General features: G+C 50.3%; 17 protein-coding genes and 2 riboswitches. Of the genes, 2 read left to right on the top strand and 15 right to left on the bottom strand.

Features of this window, described 5'->3' with window-relative positions; all coding sequences use genetic code 11:
* Nucleotides 1-7 precede the first annotated feature (7 nt).
* From QOL74_RS07385 to modA, 4 genes are all read right to left on the bottom strand, one after another.
* Nucleotides 8-2,737 carry a molybdopterin-dependent aldehyde oxidoreductase gene (locus tag QOL74_RS07385; RefSeq protein ID WP_283408813.1) on the bottom strand — a complete coding sequence of 910 codons (2,730 nt, stop codon included), beginning with the start codon at nucleotides 2,735-2,737 and terminating at the stop codon, nucleotides 8-10.
* A 377-nt stretch (nucleotides 2,738-3,114) separates the two neighbouring features.
* Nucleotides 3,115-3,233, bottom strand: a riboswitch (molybdenum cofactor riboswitch).
* A gap of 161 nt (nucleotides 3,234-3,394) precedes the next feature.
* Complete coding sequence (locus tag QOL74_RS07380) at nucleotides 3,395-4,462, bottom strand: sulfate/molybdate ABC transporter ATP-binding protein (protein ID WP_283408812.1); 1,068 nt, start codon at nucleotides 4,460-4,462, stop codon at nucleotides 3,395-3,397.
* A 9-nt stretch (nucleotides 4,463-4,471) separates the two neighbouring features.
* Nucleotides 4,472-5,143 (bottom strand): molybdate ABC transporter permease subunit, encoded by a 672-nt coding sequence (gene modB, locus QOL74_RS07375; RefSeq protein ID WP_283408811.1) that lies wholly within the window; start codon nucleotides 5,141-5,143, stop codon nucleotides 4,472-4,474.
* An 11-nt stretch (nucleotides 5,144-5,154) separates the two neighbouring features.
* Entirely contained in the window at nucleotides 5,155-5,934 is a 780-nt protein-coding gene (modA, locus tag QOL74_RS07370) for a molybdate ABC transporter substrate-binding protein (RefSeq protein WP_283408810.1), read from the bottom strand.
* Nucleotides 5,935-6,210: 276 nt separating this feature from the next.
* Here modA and QOL74_RS07365 point away from each other — a divergent pair, with 276 nt between their 5' ends.
* Nucleotides 6,211-6,732 (top strand): excisionase family DNA-binding protein, encoded by a 522-nt coding sequence (locus tag QOL74_RS07365; RefSeq protein WP_283408809.1) that lies wholly within the window; start codon nucleotides 6,211-6,213, stop codon nucleotides 6,730-6,732.
* 66 nt (nucleotides 6,733-6,798) lie between these two features.
* Here the strand turns inward: QOL74_RS07365 and QOL74_RS07360 are convergent, their stop codons facing one another.
* The 11 genes from QOL74_RS07360 to QOL74_RS07310 all read right to left on the bottom strand — a co-directional run bounded on the left by QOL74_RS07360 (nucleotide 6,799) and on the right by QOL74_RS07310 (nucleotide 18,253).
* Complete coding sequence (locus tag QOL74_RS07360; protein ID WP_283408808.1) at nucleotides 6,799-7,881, bottom strand: NAD(P)H-dependent flavin oxidoreductase; 1,083 nt, start codon at nucleotides 7,879-7,881, stop codon at nucleotides 6,799-6,801.
* A 313-nt stretch (nucleotides 7,882-8,194) separates the two neighbouring features.
* Nucleotides 8,195-10,213 carry a TRAP transporter permease gene (locus QOL74_RS07355; RefSeq protein ID WP_283408807.1) on the bottom strand — a complete coding sequence of 673 codons (2,019 nt, stop codon included), beginning with the start codon at nucleotides 10,211-10,213 and terminating at the stop codon, nucleotides 8,195-8,197.
* Complete coding sequence (locus tag QOL74_RS07350) at nucleotides 10,177-10,755, bottom strand: DUF1850 domain-containing protein (protein WP_283408806.1); 579 nt, start codon at nucleotides 10,753-10,755, stop codon at nucleotides 10,177-10,179. The genes QOL74_RS07355 and QOL74_RS07350 overlap by 37 nt, the downstream gene beginning before the upstream one ends.
* A gap of 257 nt (nucleotides 10,756-11,012) precedes the next feature.
* Complete coding sequence (locus tag QOL74_RS07345; RefSeq protein ID WP_283408805.1) at nucleotides 11,013-12,053, bottom strand: TAXI family TRAP transporter solute-binding subunit; 1,041 nt, start codon at nucleotides 12,051-12,053, stop codon at nucleotides 11,013-11,015.
* A gap of 163 nt (nucleotides 12,054-12,216) precedes the next feature.
* Nucleotides 12,217-13,032: a beta-keto acid cleavage family enzyme gene (locus tag QOL74_RS07340; protein ID WP_283408804.1), complete on the bottom strand. Its 816-nt coding sequence runs from the start codon at nucleotides 13,030-13,032 to the stop codon at nucleotides 12,217-12,219.
* A 139-nt stretch (nucleotides 13,033-13,171) separates the two neighbouring features.
* Complete coding sequence (locus QOL74_RS07335; protein ID WP_283408803.1) at nucleotides 13,172-14,530, bottom strand: aminotransferase family protein; 1,359 nt, start codon at nucleotides 14,528-14,530, stop codon at nucleotides 13,172-13,174.
* A 224-nt stretch (nucleotides 14,531-14,754) separates the two neighbouring features.
* Nucleotides 14,755-15,123 (bottom strand): DUF3870 domain-containing protein, encoded by a 369-nt coding sequence (locus tag QOL74_RS07330; protein ID WP_283408802.1) that lies wholly within the window; start codon nucleotides 15,121-15,123, stop codon nucleotides 14,755-14,757.
* A gap of 250 nt (nucleotides 15,124-15,373) precedes the next feature.
* Nucleotides 15,374-15,577 (bottom strand): hypothetical protein, encoded by a 204-nt coding sequence (locus QOL74_RS07325; RefSeq protein WP_283408801.1) that lies wholly within the window; start codon nucleotides 15,575-15,577, stop codon nucleotides 15,374-15,376.
* Nucleotides 15,574-15,783 carry a hypothetical protein gene (locus tag QOL74_RS07320; RefSeq protein ID WP_283408800.1) on the bottom strand — a complete coding sequence of 70 codons (210 nt, stop codon included), beginning with the start codon at nucleotides 15,781-15,783 and terminating at the stop codon, nucleotides 15,574-15,576. Before QOL74_RS07320 ends, QOL74_RS07325 begins: the two co-directional genes overlap by 4 nt.
* Before the next feature lie 159 nt (nucleotides 15,784-15,942).
* A riboswitch (cyclic di-GMP riboswitch) is annotated at nucleotides 15,943-16,047 on the bottom strand.
* Nucleotides 16,048-16,212: 165 nt separating this feature from the next.
* A complete protein-coding gene (locus tag QOL74_RS07315) occupies nucleotides 16,213-17,160 on the bottom strand; it encodes a pseudouridine-5'-phosphate glycosidase (protein WP_283408799.1) in 948 nt (315 codons plus the stop codon).
* Between the two features lie 154 nt (nucleotides 17,161-17,314).
* Nucleotides 17,315-18,253, bottom strand: a complete 939-nt coding sequence (locus tag QOL74_RS07310; RefSeq protein ID WP_283408798.1) for a carbohydrate kinase family protein — start codon at nucleotides 18,251-18,253, stop codon at nucleotides 17,315-17,317.
* Nucleotides 18,254-18,442: 189 nt separating this feature from the next.
* Here QOL74_RS07310 and QOL74_RS07305 point away from each other — a divergent pair, with 189 nt between their 5' ends.
* Nucleotides 18,443-19,954 (top strand): PAS domain-containing sensor histidine kinase, encoded by a 1,512-nt coding sequence (locus tag QOL74_RS07305; protein ID WP_283408797.1) that lies wholly within the window; start codon nucleotides 18,443-18,445, stop codon nucleotides 19,952-19,954.
* Nucleotides 19,955-19,974 lie beyond the last annotated feature (20 nt).

Below are 19,974 nucleotides of genomic sequence, written 5' to 3'. Positions count from 1 at the left end.
TCACAGCTTATTGATTCAGTTCCTTTAAACCAGCAAGTACCTTTTCCGGATATGCAGGTAATCGCTTGATACGTACACTGCAGGCATTGTAGATGGCATTGGCGATGGCTGCATGAGGTGCTGATAGTGGCATTTCGCCAGCTCCAGATGCCCCATATGGACCATTGGGTCTTGGAGTCTCCTGATGAATGATGACCATATCATCTGGCGCATCTTTGGTCTGAGGAATTCCACAGCCCGTTAGAGTGGTATGTTTTTTCAGGTCTTCAAAATCCTCACTCAGCGCCAGACCGATTCCCTGAACAAGGCCACCATAGATTTGCCCTTCCAGAACCAGCTTGTTGGTAATGGTTCCGCAATCCGATACCATTGTCAGTTTTTCAACCTTTGTTTTGCCCGTTGTTGTGTCCACCGCCACTTCGGCTAATAGCACGCCATACATATAGGTTGAGAAAGGATCTCCCTGCCCGGTTGCCACATCGCATGCTGTATTCGGTGCAGACCATTTCCCTTCATACCTGAGGGGCAGGTTTTCTGCGACCATCTCATCATAGGTTCTATAGGTACCCTCCGGTTTTTTCATCGCAGCCAGCAGGTTTTGGCATCCCGCCTTGATGGCATTACCGGTAACCACATTTTGGCGACTGCCGCCTGATGGTCCGCTGTTTGGTGTGAACTCCATGTCATTCATGACCAGTTTGATTTGATCTGGTTTGATACCTATTGGCCGCAAAGCTTCATGTGCGAAGGTTAAGGTTCCCATATCAGCTCCCTGACCATGGTCTTCCCAGGTGTTCCCCACGGTGACTCCTTCTGGCGTCAGCTCTACCCATGCTTCTGAAGCATCAGCCCCGTCAAGACCGCAGCCGTACATATTCAACGATACCCCGATTCCATACTTGATGTCTCCGCCCTTATCATTCTTGGCTTTTGCCCGTTCCTTCGCTTCTTTGTAAAGTGGTCGGAGCGTATCAATAGCTTGCGGGAAGGCAATAACATCAGGAGCACAGCCCGTTGGCGTTGTGGAACCTTCGCGATAGACATTCAAATATCTAAATTCCAGGGGATCCATCCCTATTTTTTCAGCCAGCATATCCACCAGGGTTTCTGACGCGAATAAGCTCTGGGGAGATCCGTAAGATCTAAACGCTGAACCCCAGGCATGGTTGGTGGCAACAGTTCTGCCTTCCCCGCGGATATTGGGGATGTTGTAACCCGCACCAATAAACTGGGTGCCTCTCATGGCAAGCAGGTCGCCAAACTCGCAGTAGGGACCGTGGTCGATGGAGTAGTCAGATTCCATGGCCACCAGTTTGCCATTTTTATCTGCTCCAAGCTTCAGATTAATAAAGAAGGGCGAACGTTTTCCGGTATAAGTGATCTGTTGATACATGTTAAATTCCAGAAAGACCGGTCTTTGGGCCACAAGGGCTGCAACACCAAGCAGCGCTTCATTTGTAGGACTGAATTTATACCCGAAGGTTGCACCTGTGGGATTCTGTACAATCACAAACTTCTCTGGAGCAACTCCAATGCCTTCTGCTGTCATCAAGTGGTGAAAGTGCATGGCAATACTTTTGGAGTGTACATTTAAGACGCCTTTTTCATCGATATAGGCAAATCCGACATCAGGTTCCAACACAAGGTGCGGCTGTCTACCCACATAAAAATCATCTTCAATTACATAGGGAAGGCTGTCCATTAATGGGGCTGTCTCCTCACCCTTCACTCGCTGCGTTGAAAAATACACATTCGGCGTTCCTGGATGAATTTCGATTGCATCCTCCGCCATGGCTTCAGGCGCACTCATGTAGGCTGGCAATTCTTCCAACTCAATCTTAACGGTTTTTGCAGCTTCTTCAGCTTGTGTTGGTGTATCAGCAAGCACCATGGCGATTGCATCGCCAAACTGAAAAACTTTTTTATCATTAAGAATGGGTCTTTCTTTTCCGTCACCTTTGTTTTGCGGGAATGCCAGGCCATTAATTCTATTGGTACCGGGCACATCTTTCCAAGTGATGACTTTGAAAACACCTGGCATTTTTTCAGCCTCTGATGTATCAATCGAGAGGATATTCGCATGTGAAACTGTTGCTTGTACCAGCTTGATATGCAAGGTGTTTTCCGGAAGCTTCAGCCCTAGATCTGCGCCGTAATCCCATGTACCGGTAACCTTCGCAATGGCTGATGGACGCACCGCTGAAGAACCCAGCAGACTGTCGCCGTCTTTTAACTCAAACCACAAATCTTCCTTTCTAATTTCACCTCGCATCATTTTTGCTGCATCCATGACTGCATCCACCAACTGCTTATACCCAGTACAACGACAGATGTTTTTATGCTTATGGAACCAGTTTCGGATATCTTCCCGAGTAGGGGTAGCATTTTCCTCAAGAAGTGCTTTGGCCGATACGATGAATCCTGGTGTACAGAAGCCGCACTGTGCGCCGCCATGAATCATCCAGGCAAGCTGCAGAGGATGCAGATGATCATGGGTCCCCACTCCTTCGATGGTGATGATTTTAGCGTCATCGGGAACTTTTTTCATTTTGATAATGCAGGATCTGACAACTTTGCCATCCATGATCACTGAACAACTTCCACATTCGCCAATCCCACATCCCACCTTCGTTCCTGTCAAACACATTTGCTTTCTTAGCAGCTGCGCTAACGTCGCCTCCGGGTCAACAACAACACTTCTCTGCACTCCGTTCACAAACACTTTTTTCTTAAGCATCTTTGAACCTCCTTTTCATGGAATATCTGCAAAATGTTGCAAATAGTGTGCCAACATTTTATGTGAGTAATTCCAACGTGTTCGCGAGATTCAAGTGTTAGGAACGTTCGAAATTTGAGCGATCAAAAATCGAACGTTCGATTATTGATCGTATTTAAACTCAATAGATTAATTAACTGACAGAATTTAGAACTTGATGATTACCTGCACCGTTCCGCCACAGACCATTTCCACGTATTCTGCCCCTTCACCTGCAAATCAAAGGACAAAGGCAATGCACAAGAAGATACGACGCAATAAAAAAAACTCCTTCGATGCAAGGGAGTTTTGTCACTCACACTAAACGAGCGTTCCGATCAAAGACACGATACAAATCAACATCTCCGACTCATCCTCCTTTCCGCACCGGGAGGCACTGCCGTTTCCAACAATACCCTTCAGGCTTCAAGACCGTGACACGTGTTGTAGGTCCTAAAGCTCGGAGTTACTCAATGAAATTGTTACATTAAATGATAACTCAGATAAATGATCATGTCAATCACCGTCGGTTGAATGTTCAGTCTTTTTGGAGATCACCAAGAACCACTGAAAATGCCAGGTTCGTTTTCAATCAACACTTCTGGCATTTTTCATTTTATGAAACCAAATTCTTTCACATTACTCTAATAACAAGACAGCTTCCCGGGGAATATTGACCATCACTTCCTCCCCTAAAGCTCGTTGATTCCATTTTTCTTTAGCCACTTTGCACAACAGGATTGCATCAGCCTTTGCTTTCCCTGCATCCCCCTTATCCAGGTACACATGGTATTCAAAGACATCTTCGATCACTTTGTTCATGTTCCACCGAATCAGGTTATCCCGATTTGCCACCCGCCTTTCATTGACCAGGTGAAGGTCGTGAGCTCGAACACCTACATATTTGACAGCCGATGTGACAGGGTCTGCTGACGTCAGCACCAGATCCCAGTTCATTGCGTAAACCTGGTGGTCAGACACCCTGTAACAGGGAGAGATATTTTTACAACTGGTCAGCCTGGCAACGGCGTGGTACTTGGGCCGCTTAAAAATAGCTTTCGTGTCCCCGTATAGAATGGACACTCCCTCTTCAAACACCACTAACTTTTGACAGAAGCTGTACACTTCTTCCCGACTATGTGTCACCATCAGCACATCCCCATCATACAGTTTCAATAGTTTTCGCACGCCCTCCTGAAGCTGCTCCTTCAAATGAGCGTCCAGAGCAGAAAAAGGTTCGTCCAGCATGAGTATATCCGGTTTGTAAACAAGACACCTGGCCAAGGCCACCCGTTGCTGCTGGCCTCCGGAGAGCTGCCCCGGAAACTTCTTTCCCAAACCTTGCAACTGAAAAGCTTCCATCATGCTTCCCACTTGCTCATTTCGGTTTTTTTCCGGCAGACGCAAACCGATGCCGATGTTTTCTTCCACGGTCATGTGGGGAAACAGGGCATAGTTTTGAAACAGGTAGCCGGTGTTTCGCTGTTGGGGCATCAAGTTGATGTTGGTGTCCGCGTCAAAAAGAACCTTGTCGTTGAGAATAATCCGCCCCCTGTCCGGAGTTTCGATGCCGGCAATGCACCTGAGAGTCATGCTTTTGCCACTGCCGGAAGCTCCCAGGATCCCCAGGTAGTCTCCCTCCGTTTCCAAGGACACTTTCAGGTGAAAGCCCTTCACTTTCTTCTCAATATCCACCATCAAACTCATACTATTTCCTCACTTTTCATGGTTTCCTTCTTTGATGGACACGTAGTTGGTGAGCACCACCACCAGGAAAGAGATGGTCAACACAATAATCACATAATAGCCGGCAGTGTCCATGTTCCCTGCTGCCACTTCAGAATAGATGGCCATGGGCAGTGTTCTGGTTCGGTTTTCAATGTTGCCGGCAATCATGGCGGTAGCTCCAAATTCGCCCAAGCCTCTGGCAAAGGCCAAAATCCCGCCTCCCACAACCCCGGGCAAAGCCTGGGGCATGAGGATGCGCCAAAAAACCTGGCGTTCAGACAGTCTCAAGGTTCTGGCCGCCATGATCAAGTTTTGATCTACCTGTTCAAATGCGCCCCTGGCAGAGCGGTACATGAGGGGAAAAGAGACCACCACTGCTGCAATAACGGTGGCCGGCCAGGAAAAAATAATTCTCACTCCTAAATAATGGAGCAGAAACCTGCCAAGAGGACGGTTGACGCCAAAAACAAAGAGAAGGAAAAAGCCCACCACTGTTGGCGGCAGCACCAGCGGCAAGGTTAAAATTCCATCCATAATCATCTTCACCTTTTTTGATTGAATCTTCACAACCCACTGTGCAGCAAAAAGCCCCAGCAAAAAAGTGAAAAAGATGGCCACAGAAGCCGTTTTCAGTGAAATAAGAATGGGCGAAAGCTGCATGTTAACTGCTCCTATTGGTTTGCCGTAAATCCGTAAGATTCAAACACCGCTTTAGCTTCCTCTGTTTCCAGAAAGACAATGAATTTTCTTGCCGCTTCTTCTCCTTCTGTGGATTTTACAATACCCACAGGGTAAATGATTTGTGCTACCGATTCTGCCGGTGCCTCCGCCACTACCTTTACCTTATCTGTAAAAGCTGCGTCAGTTGAATATACAATACCAGCATCGGCACTACCTTCAGCCACCCAGTTCAGCACTTCGGTGACATTGGTTCCCAGACTGGCTTTGGATTCCACTATTTCCCACAAGTTCAGGTTGATTAAGGCCTCTTTGGCATACTGGCCTGCCGGTACGCTGTCCGGGTCACCTACCGCAATCCGTTCCATTTTAACGATCTCTTCGAAGGTCTCAATGAAAGTGTCACTGTCGGCCGGTACAATTAGTACAATTTTATTTTCTAAAAGGGCCTTGATGCTGTCCTTAATTATTAGTTCTTTTTCATCTAGTGCCTCCATCTGCTTCATGGCCGCAGATATAAACACATTGATGGGTGCCCCTTCTTCAATTTGCGCCTGTAGTTTTCCGGAGCTGTCGTAGGTGGCCTCCACCTGTATTTCCGGGTATTGCTCCCTGAACATAGGAATGAGTTCACCATCCAGACAGTTCTTCAAGCTGGCTGCCGCTGCGAGAGTGATCACGGATTCTTCCTCCTGAGAAGCGCTTTGACCACAACCAGTGAGTATCATTGCCAAGCCAAGGATTAATCCCAGAAAACGCATGCTTCTTTTCATGTTTTTCCTCCTCTTTCAGATGTGTGCTTTTGTTGGCTCTGCCAAGTTCGATGTTTGCAACAATTGTAAACCTAACTAAATCAAACTAAACCAAGCCAAAACAAACTAAACAGATCTAAATAGTTTTAAAACAATTGTAACATAACTCAACTCAGCCGTCTACATTCGATCTCCATTCCTCGCCTTTTTTTGTTACCATCCCGGACATCCTGTGATAAGATATAGTTGATATCATTACGGTGAGCACCATAAAAAGAGACAAGGCGGGTGAGGCAATTGCAAGAAGATGTTCTGTTCACACCGGAAGAAATTGCACAAAAGCTGAAAATTACCAAGGGCACCGTCTATGAAATGATCAAACGAGGGAATCTGGAGGCCCACCGGGTAGGCCGGCATATCCGGATTTCTCAGACTCAATATGATGTGTACCTGCTAAAGGCCAAAGGCTATGATAACATCTTCGAAGCCACCTTGTACCGAGAGGAAGACGAAACCTATGCAACGGTGGGCCCCGTCAACCTGTACGTGGAAACCCATCATCAGGGACAAGTGAATGTTTCCATCCGGCCAGAGCACGTGATCCTCAGCAGGGGCACCTTTGTCAGTAGCGCCAGGAACATGCACAAAGGCATTGTCACAGACATAGAGAATGTTGATACCCGAGTATTGGTCACAGTGGACATCGGCATACCCATCAATGCCCTCATTACCAGAAAATCTCTGGTGAAGCTACACATTGATAAAGATGTTGAACTCTATGTTATTTTTAAAACGATGTCGGTCATGGTATATAAGTAAATGCTTGCTACGCCCCCTTGAAGTGAACGGATGCACCCCAAGAAAAAAAGCGCCTTTTCAGGCGCCTTATTCCATGGCTAATGCCGATTCTGTTTCTGAAATCAACGTGTTCATCAGTGCTTTCACCGTGGTGATGCCCTCAATGCGCCAGGCATTGCTGCCGGTGAAAATCAGGCCTTCTTCCAGGTTTCCCTGCACTGCCCGTATGAGGGCATCGGAGATGCAATAGGGGGTTTCGGCAGGATTACAGGGCTTCAGGCAATTGGAACACCGCTCTGCCGGCACCCGCACCTGACGGGTTTTTTCCATGAAGGCGTTGATCACTGCCCGACCAGGCATTCCCACGGGGCTCAACACCAGATCAATGGTTTCTTTGACAGATTTCACGTAGGCTTCTTTGAAGCTGGGATGGGCATCACATTCTTCGGTGGCCACAAAGCGGGTTCCCATTTGAACACCGGCAGCCCCCATCTTTAAGAACCGGGCAATGTCGGCCCCATTGAAGATGCCTCCGGCGGCAATCACCGGTATTTTTTTGCGGTATTTTTCTTCGGTGGCTTTCATGGCTTCCAACACATCCCGCACCAGGGTTTCCAGCTTGATGGGCGGTGTCTGCGTCAGCTCTTCCCGGGAGAATCCCAGGTGACCGCCAGCTTCAGGTCCTTCCACAATCACCAAATCTGGTGCAACGCCGTGCTTTCGATCCCACATTTTGGCAATGAGGGCAGCGGCTTTGCCGGAAGAAACAATGGGAGCAATTTTGGTGGCCGACCCCTTTACCAGGCCAGGCAGTTCTGACGGGAGCCCTGCACCAGAAATAATCAGGTCAATTTTTTCTTCCACAGCGGCCTTCACTGTTTCCCGATAATGGTTGATAGCTGTCATGACGTTGATGCCAATGACTCCCTGGGGGCTCAGCTCTCTGGCGGTGCGAATATGCCGCCGCAAGGCCCGTTCATTGGCTGCCTGACTGTTGGTGGCAAAATCGGGCTCGTCAAAGCCCATTTGAACGCCGGCCATGACGCCCACACCACCGGCGTTAGCCACAGCCGCCGCCAGCCTGGAAAGGGACACGCCCACTCCCATGCCGCCCTGAATGATTGGTACCGGAACAGTGAGATCGCCAATGGTCAATGGCGGTATTTTCATGTCATCGACTCCTTATCTTCAATTCATTTCTTCGGCCTGTTGCCGCGATAGATTCATTGTATCAGATTTGAATGCAAAAATAAAGTAGTAACTATTAAGATCTGGTCATAATTCATATCACCTCATCCACCGCGCATGATGATGATTACATCATTCGCAGCAACCCAGTGATCGTTCTCTTTAAATCAAAAAAGCATCTCTCCCAAAAAACACCCGGCAAATGCCCGTTTAAGGCTGCCGGGTGTTGCTCTTCACGATTGTTTTGAGTGTCGAAAGCAATTCTGGGTGCTGATGATGGTTATGATGATGATGGTTATGATGAAGCGGAGGCGGCTGCATTGCGTTTTTTATTGCGCAGGTACAGCAAGCCATACACCACCACCACAATTGCAATTCCTCCCACATTGGTGACCATGCGGGGATCGATGAGCATCAGACCGCCGGCTGCCAGCAGCAGCCGGGTCAGTGGCCCAATGCGTTCATTGGCAAATCCGCTGACACCCATGGCGATGGCGTACATGCCAATAAGGGCAGTGGCAAGGGAGAAGGCCAGGGAAGCGGGCGCCCAGTCCACCAGTACCAGCTCGGGATGCATGGCGAACATGTAGGGCACCAGATAGGCGGCAAAGGCCAGTTTGGAGGCTTCAACGCCGGTTTTGAAGGGGTTGGAACCGGCAATGCCGGAACCGGCGAAGGCGGCCAGGGCCACCGGAGGTGTGATATCGGCAATAATCCCAAAATAAAACACAAAGAGATGGGCGGCAATCACCGGAATCCCCAGCTCCACCAGTACCGGTGCGGCAATGGTGGCCTGAACGATGTAGTTGGCGGTGGTGGGCATGCCCATGCCCAGAATAATGGAGGCAAACATGGTGAACATCATGGCCAGATAGATGTTTCCGCCGGAAAGAAGCAATATTCCCGTTGAAAATTTGACTCCCAGGCCGGTGAGGGTGACAATCCCCACAATGATTCCGGCGGTGGCGCAGGCCATGACCACCGGCAGAGCAGACCGGGCGCCTTCTTCCAGTCCTTCCACAATTTCAATCAGCTTCATTCGGGTATCTCTTCGAATAAAGGAGACGGCAATGGCGGAAATAATGGCAAAGAGGGCCGCCCGCATGGGGGTGCGTCCCGATACCAGCAGGTAGACAATGACAAAGATGGGCAGTGCCAGAAACCATTTTTCTTTGATGAGGCGAAAGGGGTTGGGAAGCTGATCCCGGGAAAGCCCCTTCAGTCCTGTTTTTTTGGCTTCCTGGTGAACCATCATGAACACACCGGTAAAGTAAAGAAATGCAGGAATGGCTGCCGACAGGGCAATGGTGACATAGGGCAGACCGGTGAATTCTGTCATGATGAAGGCAGCGGCTCCCATCACCGGCGGCATCAGCTGACCACCAGTGGAGGCGGCAGCTTCTGTTGCGGCGGCAAATTCAGGCCGGTAGCCAATGCTTTTCATCAGCGGTATGGTGACAGAGCCGGTGCCAACGGTATTGGCAACTGAACTGCCGGAGATGGTACCCTGACTGGCACTGGCAATGACCGCCGCTTTCGCGGGGCCACCCGTGGAGCCACCGGCAACCCCCATGGCCAGATCAGTCAGCCAGTCGCCAATGCCTGTTTTTTTCAAGTAGGTGGCAAAAACAAGAAAGAGAAAGATAAAGGTGGAGGATACCCCGATGGGAATCCCTAAAATGGCTTCTGTGGACATCCACATATACGTGGCAATTCGTTGAATACTGTACCCCCGGTGGGATAAGAACCCGGGAAACATGGGCCCCAGGTATGCATATAGTAAAAAAATGGAGGCTACCGTCACCAGCACCGGTCCCGCGATTCTTCGGGTAGCTTCCAACACCAGCAGCACTGCGACGATGGACACGATGATGTCCAACTGGGTATAGGCACCTGCACGATGAATGATATCCCGGTAGTTCAGGATATGATAAAAGGCGACATAGGCACCAGCGGCGGCAAATATGTAATCGTACCAGGGAACCTTGTCTCCCTTAATGGCTTTTCTCATGGGGTAAAGAATAAATACCAGAAACAGGGCAAAGCCCACGTGCTGACCCCGCTGAATGGTGGTGGGGTACACTCCGAAGGCCGCTGTGTACAACTGAATGCAGGACCAGGTGATGGCCACCACGGTGATGATCTTGCTGAGAATGCCGGCGAGACGGCGGTAGGCAAACTCCCGGTCGAACTTTGCCTTGATTTCTTCCTGCTTGGCTTCGTCTATTCCTCCCGCAATGAGAGATTCCACCGTTGGTTCTTCTGTCTGAGATTCCTCTATGCGGTTTCCTTGCTTATTTTCGTTATCAGCCACAGTCTTCCCTCCTCAAACAAATACTGTAATGCATTGGTCTGTTGCGGATGAATGGTGATGAAGCCTCCCGGACGCGACAGTTCCTGAAGGGGGATGGTCTTATGACGAATCACCAGTGTATGATCAGCCACCATTTGGCCGATGCGTACCGGCAACGCTTCAAAGACCATATCATAGTTATAAACTCGAAACATGCCGTTCTTGATTTCCCACAGAGTGCTGCCCTCCGGCCCGGATGGCAGGTTGGGGCCATGCTCGTTAAAAAGCATTTCCTCAATGCCAATGGTCAGATCGTCATTGAGCCGGTAGACTTCTGTCACCGGCTGTCGGGTGACGGAATGAGTCCAGATAATGGTAAAGGTTTCACCCTTTTCAATGGGATACTGTGCCAGGCGTGTGATGGATGATGGCTGCCACTCTTCTTCATAAATCTGCAGCACCGTCACCGGCATCCAATACAGATACAGCAACACCAACGCCAGTCCTGCCGTCAGGAACCCCAACGGCTTAAAACACTTCATCTTGCGTCTGTTATCAACCATGCATTCAGGCATTCCAGCCGATTCATTGACCGACAGACTTTCCTGACGCTGTTTTCCACTGCTTTTTACGCTATTTATACTTTTTATGCCTCTTATGCTTTTTACGGGGTCCTTCATTCGATGGATGGTCCCTTCACCGCTTCCCCTTTTTTGATCATTGAAAGGGGTGTCACATGTAAATACTACCGGGCGGCGCTGCCGCCCGGCAATATCTTCAGAATCGCGTTTTCCAGACTGCATCAAAGCTGTTTTTCCGGTTACATCATACCCTGTTCTTCATAGTAGCGCACAGCACCCGGGTGAAACTCTGTGGTAATACCGTTAAGGGCATTTTCCAGCAAAATCTGGCTGCCGGTTTGGTGTGAACGGGTGATGGCGTCGGTTTCTTCATACATGTACTTAACCAGGTTGTAAACTGTTTCTTCATCCATGTCATCCCGTACGTAGAGAACCGCCTGCAGGGCGATGGTGTGGATGTCAGGATAGTCGGTGCCCCGATAGCTGTAAGTACCGGCAGGAATCACCCAGGGAGCGATCAGCGGGAAAGAATCCTGCAGGGCTTCCAGTTCGTCACCGGTGATTTCCAGGAAGGCCACTTCGCGTACCGTCAGCAGATCAACGATGGCTGAAGCCGGTGCTCCCAGTACGTTCCAGGCAGCATCCACATGGCCGTCTTTCATTTTATCAACCGCATCACCAAAGGTGTCGTTCACAACGGTCATGTCCCCTTCACCAATACCATAAGCCTCGAAAATATGGGGTGTGGTGGCAGCAGTTCCGCTTCCCGGAGGGCCGCCTGCAACAGTTTTACCGATTTGGTCATTCATGGTAAGCACGCCGCTTTCCACCAGACCAACACCCTGAATGATTTCAGGATATATGACGCCCACAGCCCGGAATCCCTGAACGGCGGTACCGTCAAAGGAGCCCTGCCCCAGCCATGCATCTTCGGCGATATTGTTCATGGCCATCACAATGTCGGCATCCCGGGTATTCAGCAAGCGCAGGTTTTCCACAGAAGCGCCTGAAGGCTGAATGGTGACGTTCACATTGTCAATGTTGTCGTTCCACATGGCTGCAATGGCACCACCCAATGGGTAGTAAGTGCCCGCTGTTCCGCCGGTGGCGAAAAGTAGTTCCTGAGAGCCGGCGGAAGCTGCCGGGGCCGGGGCCGGTGTTTCTTCACCGTTTTCAGGTGCCGGTGCCGGTTCAGAGGCTCCGCCGCCGCCACAGCCCGCCAACATCAGGCTGACTACCAATACCAGGGCCAATAACAAACTCATTTGTCGCTTTTTCATAAAATCCCCCTTTTCATTTTCCTGACTGATGGTTCTCTTACCTGGCTGCTTGTGTTGCTGCTTCCTTTCTATGATCATGACTTCTCAGACAGTTGTGTAGCACCATCCAAAAGTCTTTGATCCACGTTGAATATCATGGGCTGCCGCCGGACTGCCTGGCTGATCAGATCAACCCCAGTATCTGCCGGGCTTCATCCGGTGTGGCGATTTCTCTTCCCAGCGCTTTGGCGATGTTCACCACCTGCTGCATCAACAGCCGGTTACTGGCGGGCGTTTTATCCGGCATCACCAGCACATCTTCAAGGCCGGTGCGTACGTGGCCTCCCATGGCAATGGACAGGGCCAGCATCTGCACCTGGGCTCTTCCCACCCCCATCACGCTGAAGGTGGATCCCTGTGGAAGGCTTTCAATCATATGCATGAGATTTTTGGGGGTTCCTGCAATGGAACCAGGAACGTTCATCACCAGATTGAAATGAAGGGGGGCCTTCAGAACCCCTTTTTTCATCAAATACGTGGCGTTATCAATCATGGCCACGTCAAAGGCTTCAATCTCCGGTTTCACGTTATGGGCCGTCATTTTATTTATGAGATGCTCAATCAGTTCCGGCGGGTTGGCATTCACCCCATTGGGAAAGTTGGATGAACCGGTGGACAGACTGGCCATTTCCACATTGAGATCCAGCATCTGGCTGCGCCACTGGGCTGTGTTACCGCCGCCCCTGGCTCCCGTGGATACCTGCCGAATAAGAGAGACATTTTCTTTTTTCATGATATCCAGTACTTCCGCGAAAATCGACCGGTCGCAGGTGGGGCGCTGTTCTTCGTCTCTCACATGAATATGGGCAATGGCGGCTCCCATGGCCTCACAGGCCTTCAGATCTGCCACTATTTCAGCCGGCGTCACCGGCGTGGTGGGATTCAGCTCTTTTGTCGGCACATTTCCCGTGGGGGCAATGGTGATAATCAATTTATCCATTCAGAATTCTCCTCCATTCACTTGCTTCAATTGTCGGTTCACTCGCTTCAGATGACGTGCCTTGTGGCGCGTAATGACTGGCGATGATGAAATGAGAGGCCGTCAACCCTAGTCCATACTCCCTGATGACTGTCTCCCTTTAGAGAAGTTCTTCACAGGTCTTGGCAATGGCTGTGTGCAGACCTTCCATCAACTCATCCACCTCTTCCCTGGTGATGGTAATGGGCGGTGCCAGCAGGGTATCGTCGCCCCGGCTGCCATCCACCGATCCACCACCGGGATAGGGAACCAGTCCCGCATCCAGGCAATTGAGTGTGAACTTTCCTTTGCAATTGGCTGCAGTGTCGAAGGGTTCTTTGCTTGTTTTTTCTTTCACAAATTCAATTCCCATCATCAGTCCTTTGCCCCGGATATCTCCCACTATGGGGTACCGGTACAGCTCTTCGAGGCGTTCCCCAAAATATGCACCCTGTAGGGCAGCATTGGCCACGTAGCCTTCCCGTTCAATGATCTCCAGCACCTTCCAGGCGATCCCGCAGGAAAGGGGGTTGCTGGCGTAGGTATGGCCATGAATAAAATTACCGGAACCTTTCACCATGATGGTGTCAAATATCTCTTCGTTGCAGACGGCGGCTCCAATTGGTGTATAGCCTGAGCTCATGCCCTTGGCGCAGGTGATGATGTCAGGCACCACCTGGTAGTGGTCGGAGGCAAAATGTTTTCCCGTACGGCCAAAACCCGCCATTACCTCATCCATAATGAGGAGCACATCGTATTTGGTGCAGATCTCACGCACCATATCAAAATAAATTTTGTCAGGATGAACTCCCGGTATGGCCGACCCCACCACAGGTTCTGTAATAAAGGCAGCAACAGATGCCGCACCTTGCTTCAGAATTTCTGTTTCCAGCGCCTGGGCTGCCAGCCGGCTGGTTTCTTCCAGGGTGGCTGCATTCCAGGGATTGCGGTAATGGTAAAATTGAGGAATCTTGGGAAAATCAATGAGCATGGGCTCATAAATCTGCCGGCGTCCCGGAATACCCGTCATGGAAAGGGCACCCAGGGTATTGCCATGGAAGGAGTTCCATTTGGTGATCACCTTCCATTTGGGACTGTCTTTGCCATCCCGCTCCACAAAGTACTGCCGGGCCATTTTAATGGCGGTCTCTGTCGATTCTGAACCGCCGGAGACAAAATAGACGTGGTTCAAGTCTCCCGGCGTCCATTGGCACACTTTTTCAGCACATTTTTCAATGGTGTCCACCGTCCACCGGGACAGATGAGTAAAGGCCACCCGCTCCATTTGTTCTTTGGCGAAGGCTGCCACTTCTTTGTTGCCGTGGCCAATATTGGCGACGGCAGATCCGGAACAGGCATCAATATACCGCCTGCCATCCTCACCCACAAGGTATACACCTTCTCCCCGTTCAATTCGGGGATACTTCCAGTTCTGGTTTCGATAAAACACATGGTTCTTTGGCGCTTTGTTCTGACTCATGCATTTTCCCCCTTTCTGATGCTTCGTCTAACCATGAAAAAGATTCATAAAGACGACAAAAAATCCAGCAGAACAGGTTCCGGTGGCTGCTGCCCATTGAAAAAGGGTGACAACAGCGTAAACCAGATCCTGTATTACTGGATTTCACTCACTTTTCCATGATGGGGTGATCATCATGGATGTCAGCAAAGCAGCAGATCAGGCGATCTTATTCAGTTCTTCTTTCAGGATTCTTTGTCGTTTAATACCGGTTCTGTGGACTGCCCGGAATTTTTCCACTGAAAGTACCGCTCAATGGAACCTTTGACGGCCACACAGACAGCTTTTTGCGCCAATCCATGGTAACGGCTTCGAATCAGTTCCACAATGGCTTCTGATTCCTCTTCGTGAACATTATGACCCTGCAGCACTGATTTTAGAAACTCACGGGCTTCCCGGGTAAGCAGCGTGCAGGAAACATCCAGAATTTCGCCGGTTTCCTGGTGGATAATGAGTCCAATGCCCACCACACGATGCATGGTTGCCGCCGGAATTTCGCCCGGCAGTTTGGCGTAAGAAATGAAGTAGACCGTCTCTTGTGGATAGGAACTCATTTGCTTCACCACCGTTGCGAAATATTCGAAAGATTCTTGTTTAGAATTATACACATCTTTACATGATATTTCAATAGAAGAAAACGTTTTCATTTTAATATTGCTCTGAAAACGTTTGTATTCCAAGAAAAAAGGCAAAAAAAACAGGAATTATCCGAAAACGGTTATTCCTGGCGATTCTTTCATCCTCTTTTTCAAAGTGTTTTTGGCGCGACGTGGTTATTTTTGTAGAAAACAGCCTCAATCCGAGTCATTGTGCCCCAATTTGCATCGATTGAAGTTGTTCCACTTCAACCGGCACGCAGGTAACTCCCCGACGCACCAGCACCGAAACTTTGTCCTGGGTCAACCGGGTGCCTTTGGTTAATAAGAGTAAACCCACGTCATTATAGAGATCTTCTGATAAAACCATGCTGCCATCACATTTGTCAATGGGAATCCGTTCTTTTTTCATGCGCTGTTCCTCCTCCATGAGTTCTCCTTGCTGTCCATTTCACAAACGGGAATTCTGTCAATCCCCATTGCTGCCAGTGTTATTTTTAGTCCCGGTGTCAGAGGCGTTCCTGCCGGCACAATCACCACGCCAAAAGGGTTCATTAAATGTTCGGCTAAGCACATATTCTCCTCACACACAACTGTTTTCACCGTCCATTTTTCCATGATCCAGTTCTCCTCATGTCCTTTTTGATGGTATTGGAACCAGCATCTGCAAACGAAGTGTGCATGTAAAGGTTTTCCTTGTGAGTGTGCAAAAAGCGACCCGTTGTGAAAACGGGTCGCCGGATGTGACTCATGTCATTGGTGGCACTGCCACCAGTCGCAGGCAACCCGACGATCATATTCCCCTCCCCTGGTTCATTGGCTGGGAACGTAGACTCGTGGCTTTGCGTCACCGCCTTTCGGACGGTTTTGCCATTTTTATACCATGGAACTCGACTTCAACTCCAACTTCAATTTTTTTATATTTGATGCTGGAGTCCTATCTTATGTCAACATTATACCATGGGTTTGTTCTTTTTGTAAAGGTTTTCGTCCAATAATTGTGAATTTCCGCTCATTTTAATTGGCGTTCACTGCAAACCGGCTGCTTTAATCGGCAGCCTGCGTCTCCAGTGACGCATAGGCTGCCGCCAGCCGTGCCGCCACCCGGGCATTATGGTACACCAGCTGCTTGTTTGCTGCCAGACTTTTACCTGCAGTGGCCCGGTGCAGCCGGGCGAGAATGAAGGGCGTGATTTCTTTTCCCCGAACGCCCTGTGCCTCAGCAGCTTCAACTGCTTCGTCGATACTCTTGCCGATGAGCACCGGATCCATTTCATACGCTTCCGGAATGGGGTTTGCCACCACCATCCCGCCCTTTAAGCCCAACCGCCATTTCAGTTGCATGGCCCGGGCGATTTCCTTCACATCATCGACACAGTCGTCCACTCCATAGCCGCTGTCCCGCACATAAAAACCTGGAAATGCTTGGGTTTGATAGCCAACCACCGGTACACCGTGAGTTTCCAGCACTTCAAGGGTGAGGCCGATATCCAGGATTGACTTGGCACCGGCGCAAACCACTGCCACCGGGGTTTGTGCCAGCTCCATCAGATCTGCAGAAACATCAAAGGTTTCCGAGGCTCCCCGGTGAACCCCGCCAATGCCACCCGTGGCAAATACCCGAATGCCCGCCAGGCCGGCACCGATCATGGTGGTGGCCACAGTGGTGGCACCATCCAGCTCTTTGGCCAAAATCATGGGCAAATCCCGGCGGCTCACTTTTCGAATACTGCTGTTTTTCCCCATATAGGTCAGTTCATCCGCGTCCAGTCCTACACGAATTTTTCCACCTATGACGGCGATGGTGGCCGGCGTGGCACCTTCCTGGCGGATCATCGCTTCAGAAGTCTGCGCACTTTCAATGTTTTCGGGATAAGACATGCCATGGGTGATAATGGTGGACTCCAAAGCCACCACCGGTTTACCCTGCTGGAGCGCTTCTTTCACTTCCGGCGCAATGACCAGCCGGTCCTTTAATAGTTGACTCGATTCCATTTTCATCAATCTCCTTTGATCATTCCTGAAAACAGCTGTTGAGTCAGCTGTTTTTCTCGAATTTTATTTGTCTTCACACCGGCTTGCATTGAGTTAAAGCCCCCTCATGCATTCGGCCGCTGCTTTATGTGGCCCTCGCTGCCCGTAGCATTTATCAGCAGTTCTTCTCCTTTGTCAGTCCGTCTTCAAGGGCATTGACTGTCTCCACAGACATGTCTTCGCTGACGGTGTGCCTGCTTAAAAGGGCCACTGCCGACGCCCGCACTGCAAACCTTGCAGTGGCTTCCATTGACCAGCCCTGAAGGTCACCATAAACCACGGCGGCCGTAAAGGCATCCCCTGCACCTGTCGCATTTACCGGCTTCAGGGGAAAAGCGGGTGTCATGCCCTGCAGTGCTTCATCAGCATAATACACCCCCTGCTCTCCCAGGGTAATGAACAGCTTTTTCACACCTTTATCGAGCAGGCGCCGGGATGCTTCTTCCAGATCGGTTTCGCCGCTGATGATCATCCCGGCCAGGTATCCCGCTTCCAGGCGATTCATTTTGATACAATGGAACCGGCCCGTGAGCATTTCCATTCGCCGGCACTTCCCAATGGAGACCGGGTCAAGATAAATGCGTTTTTCAGGCCACCGATCCACCAGCCACGCCATGGCTTCAGTTGTCAGCCCGGCATCTGCCACAATGACAGCGGCGTCTTCCAGCAACGGTTCGCAGGTTTTCAGGTGGTCCACCGTCAGCCGGTCCAAAATACGCATATCCGAAAGGGCCAGGGCCATATCTCCCTGCTCATCCATCATGGCCATATAAGTGGATGAAGGATGATCCGCCACCTCCAGACTGCATGTCAGATCGATCCCCAATTGCCGGCAGGATTCACGGATCTGGGTGCCGCCGGCATCATCCCCGATGGCTGTGATGAGACTGGTGGAAATCCCCAGACGTACCAGGTTTTCTGAAATGTTACGGGCCACTCCTCCCAAACATGATTCGATGCGGCCCGGGTTTGAGTCCCGCATGCGAAGGGTTTTATCGGTAAATCCCAACAGATCAATATTGGCAGCGCCGATGGCTGCCACGCAACTGCCCATGCCCATTCCTCCCATCATCGTCACTACTGTCATCATACCCTATTTTCTTTATTTCTGTCATCTGATTCTTTTCAACCACTCAGAAAAGTAAATAATCTTATCATCAACTCATCCCTCAATTGCCCATGTCCATTTCTTCATGTACAATAATAGTGATCTTTCACCCAACACATGAAACGGGGAATTCCCATGCCTAAGAAATCATCTTCCAGCCTGCGGCAGGCAGTCCTGCGCTGGTTTATTCTGCTTCCATTACTGCTCACTGCCATATTGCTGGTTTTTTTCATCGGCCTCTATGTGCATGTCTTTGGCACCCTCACCATGGAACGTTTTTCCCAGGTCTTACTGGAGAGCCTGTTGACTGTGCTGCTGGTGGTGTTGGCAGTGATCACTGCTGCCGGTGTGATCATCAACCGCCACTTTCGCCACATTGACCAACTGCTTCAGGAATTTGCAACTTTTTTTTCACAAGCAGCCACCCAGCCAATTCAAATCGATGTGACTGAAATTCCCTACCGGGAGTTGAAAACCATCGCACTGGGAGCCAACCGTCTGGTGATGGAACGGGACCGGCTCATGGCCCAAACTCAGGAGAACGAAGAGAAACTGCGCCAGATCACCGAAAATATGGAAGAAGTTTTTTGGCTGGAATCAGCCGCCGAGGCAAAAATACTTTATGTCAACCCCTCTTTCGAACAGGTCTGGGGCCAGAGCTGTGACGCCCTGTATGCTGATCCCGCCATCTTTTTAAAGAGCGTTCACCCGGATGACCGGGCACTGGTTTCCCTCGGCAGCGATCAACCAATAGAGCATCCTTATGAACGTGAATACCGCATCTGCCGCCCCAATGGTGAAGTCAGATGGATTTTTTCACGTTTTATTCCCGTTCGCAATGAAGCCCTTGCTGTTGTGCGCTATGCAGGTATCGCCCGGGATATTACCTGGCGTCGTCAGGCAGAGGAGGCACTGGTGCAGGCCAAAGAAGCTGCTGAGTCTGCCAGCCAGGCCAAAAGCCGTTTTCTAGCCAATGTGAGCCACGAGCTGCGGTCACCTCTCAACGGCATCATTGGTTTTTCCCAGCTGTTGGACCTGGCCGATCTTCCCCCGGCGGAAGCAGAGTATGTCTATCATCTGAAATCCTCAGCCGAATCGCTTCTTCATCTCATCAATGATCTGCTGGATTTGTCAAAAATGGAAGCGGGCAAGTTACTGCTGGACCCCCACCCCTTCCACCTGCCTTCTTTTATGAATGATACCCTGGCACCTTTTCAGATCACTGCCGCAGAAAAGAAGCTGACCCTTTCACTAACCCTTGCCCCGGATATTCCCGAATGCCTTGAGGCAGACACCCTGCGCCTGAAGCAGATTGTGAACAATCTGGTGAGCAATGCCCTGAAATTTACCCGTGAAGGTAGTGTTCAGGTCCATGTGCAGGCAACACCGCTGAATAACCGCCGCTTTACCCTGGAGCTGCGGGTGACCGATACAGGCATTGGCATCAACCCGCAAGAGCTGCAACGTTTGTTTGATCCTTTCGAACAGGCAGACACTGCCACCACCCGGCAATATGGGGGCACCGGTCTGGGACTCTCCATCACCCGCAACCTGGCTCGCATGATGCAGGGAGACCTTCAGGCTGAAAGTCAGCCTGGCAAAGGCAGCTGCTTCATCTGCCTAATGGAGATGGATCAGTGCGAATAAAAAAAACCGCCTAAGGCGAT

It is taken from the genome of Anoxynatronum buryatiense (assembly GCF_900182905.1).
GTDB classification, from domain to species: Bacteria; Bacillota; Clostridia; order Peptostreptococcales; family Tindalliaceae; genus Anoxynatronum; species Anoxynatronum buryatiense.
Note: the sequence above shows the minus strand (reverse complement) of the source record. Positions and strands in the feature narration are given on the sequence as shown.

Coding starts and splice junctions, on each gene's coding strand:
- QOL74_RS07385 (WP_283408813.1), bottom strand. CDS start 2,737: ATGCTTAAGAAAAAAGTGTTTGTGAACGGAGTGCAGAGAAGTGTTGTT.
- QOL74_RS07380 (WP_283408812.1), bottom strand. CDS start 4,462: ATGAGTTTGATGGTGGATATTGAGAAGAAAGTGAAGGGCTTTCACCTG.
- modB (WP_283408811.1), bottom strand. CDS start 5,143: ATGCAGCTTTCGCCCATTCTTATTTCACTGAAAACGGCTTCTGTGGCC.
- modA (WP_283408810.1), bottom strand. CDS start 5,934: ATGAAAAGAAGCATGCGTTTTCTGGGATTAATCCTTGGCTTGGCAATG.
- QOL74_RS07360 (WP_283408808.1), bottom strand. CDS start 7,881: ATGAAAATACCGCCATTGACCATTGGCGATCTCACTGTTCCGGTACCA.
- QOL74_RS07350 (WP_283408806.1), bottom strand. CDS start 10,755: ATGGTTGATAACAGACGCAAGATGAAGTGTTTTAAGCCGTTGGGGTTC.
- QOL74_RS07345 (WP_283408805.1), bottom strand. CDS start 12,053: ATGAAAAAGCGACAAATGAGTTTGTTATTGGCCCTGGTATTGGTAGTC.
- QOL74_RS07340 (WP_283408804.1), bottom strand. CDS start 13,032: ATGGATAAATTGATTATCACCATTGCCCCCACGGGAAATGTGCCGACA.
- QOL74_RS07335 (WP_283408803.1), bottom strand. CDS start 14,530: ATGAGTCAGAACAAAGCGCCAAAGAACCATGTGTTTTATCGAAACCAG.
- QOL74_RS07330 (WP_283408802.1), bottom strand. CDS start 15,123: ATGAGTTCCTATCCACAAGAGACGGTCTACTTCATTTCTTACGCCAAA.
- QOL74_RS07325 (WP_283408801.1), bottom strand. CDS start 15,577: ATGAAAAAAGAACGGATTCCCATTGACAAATGTGATGGCAGCATGGTT.
- QOL74_RS07320 (WP_283408800.1), bottom strand. CDS start 15,783: ATGGAAAAATGGACGGTGAAAACAGTTGTGTGTGAGGAGAATATGTGC.
- QOL74_RS07315 (WP_283408799.1), bottom strand. CDS start 17,160: ATGGAATCGAGTCAACTATTAAAGGACCGGCTGGTCATTGCGCCGGAA.
- QOL74_RS07310 (WP_283408798.1), bottom strand. CDS start 18,253: ATGGGCAGTTGCGTGGCAGCCATCGGCGCTGCCAATATTGATCTGTTG.
- QOL74_RS07305 (WP_283408797.1), top strand. CDS start 18,443: ATGCCTAAGAAATCATCTTCCAGCCTGCGGCAGGCAGTCCTGCGCTGG.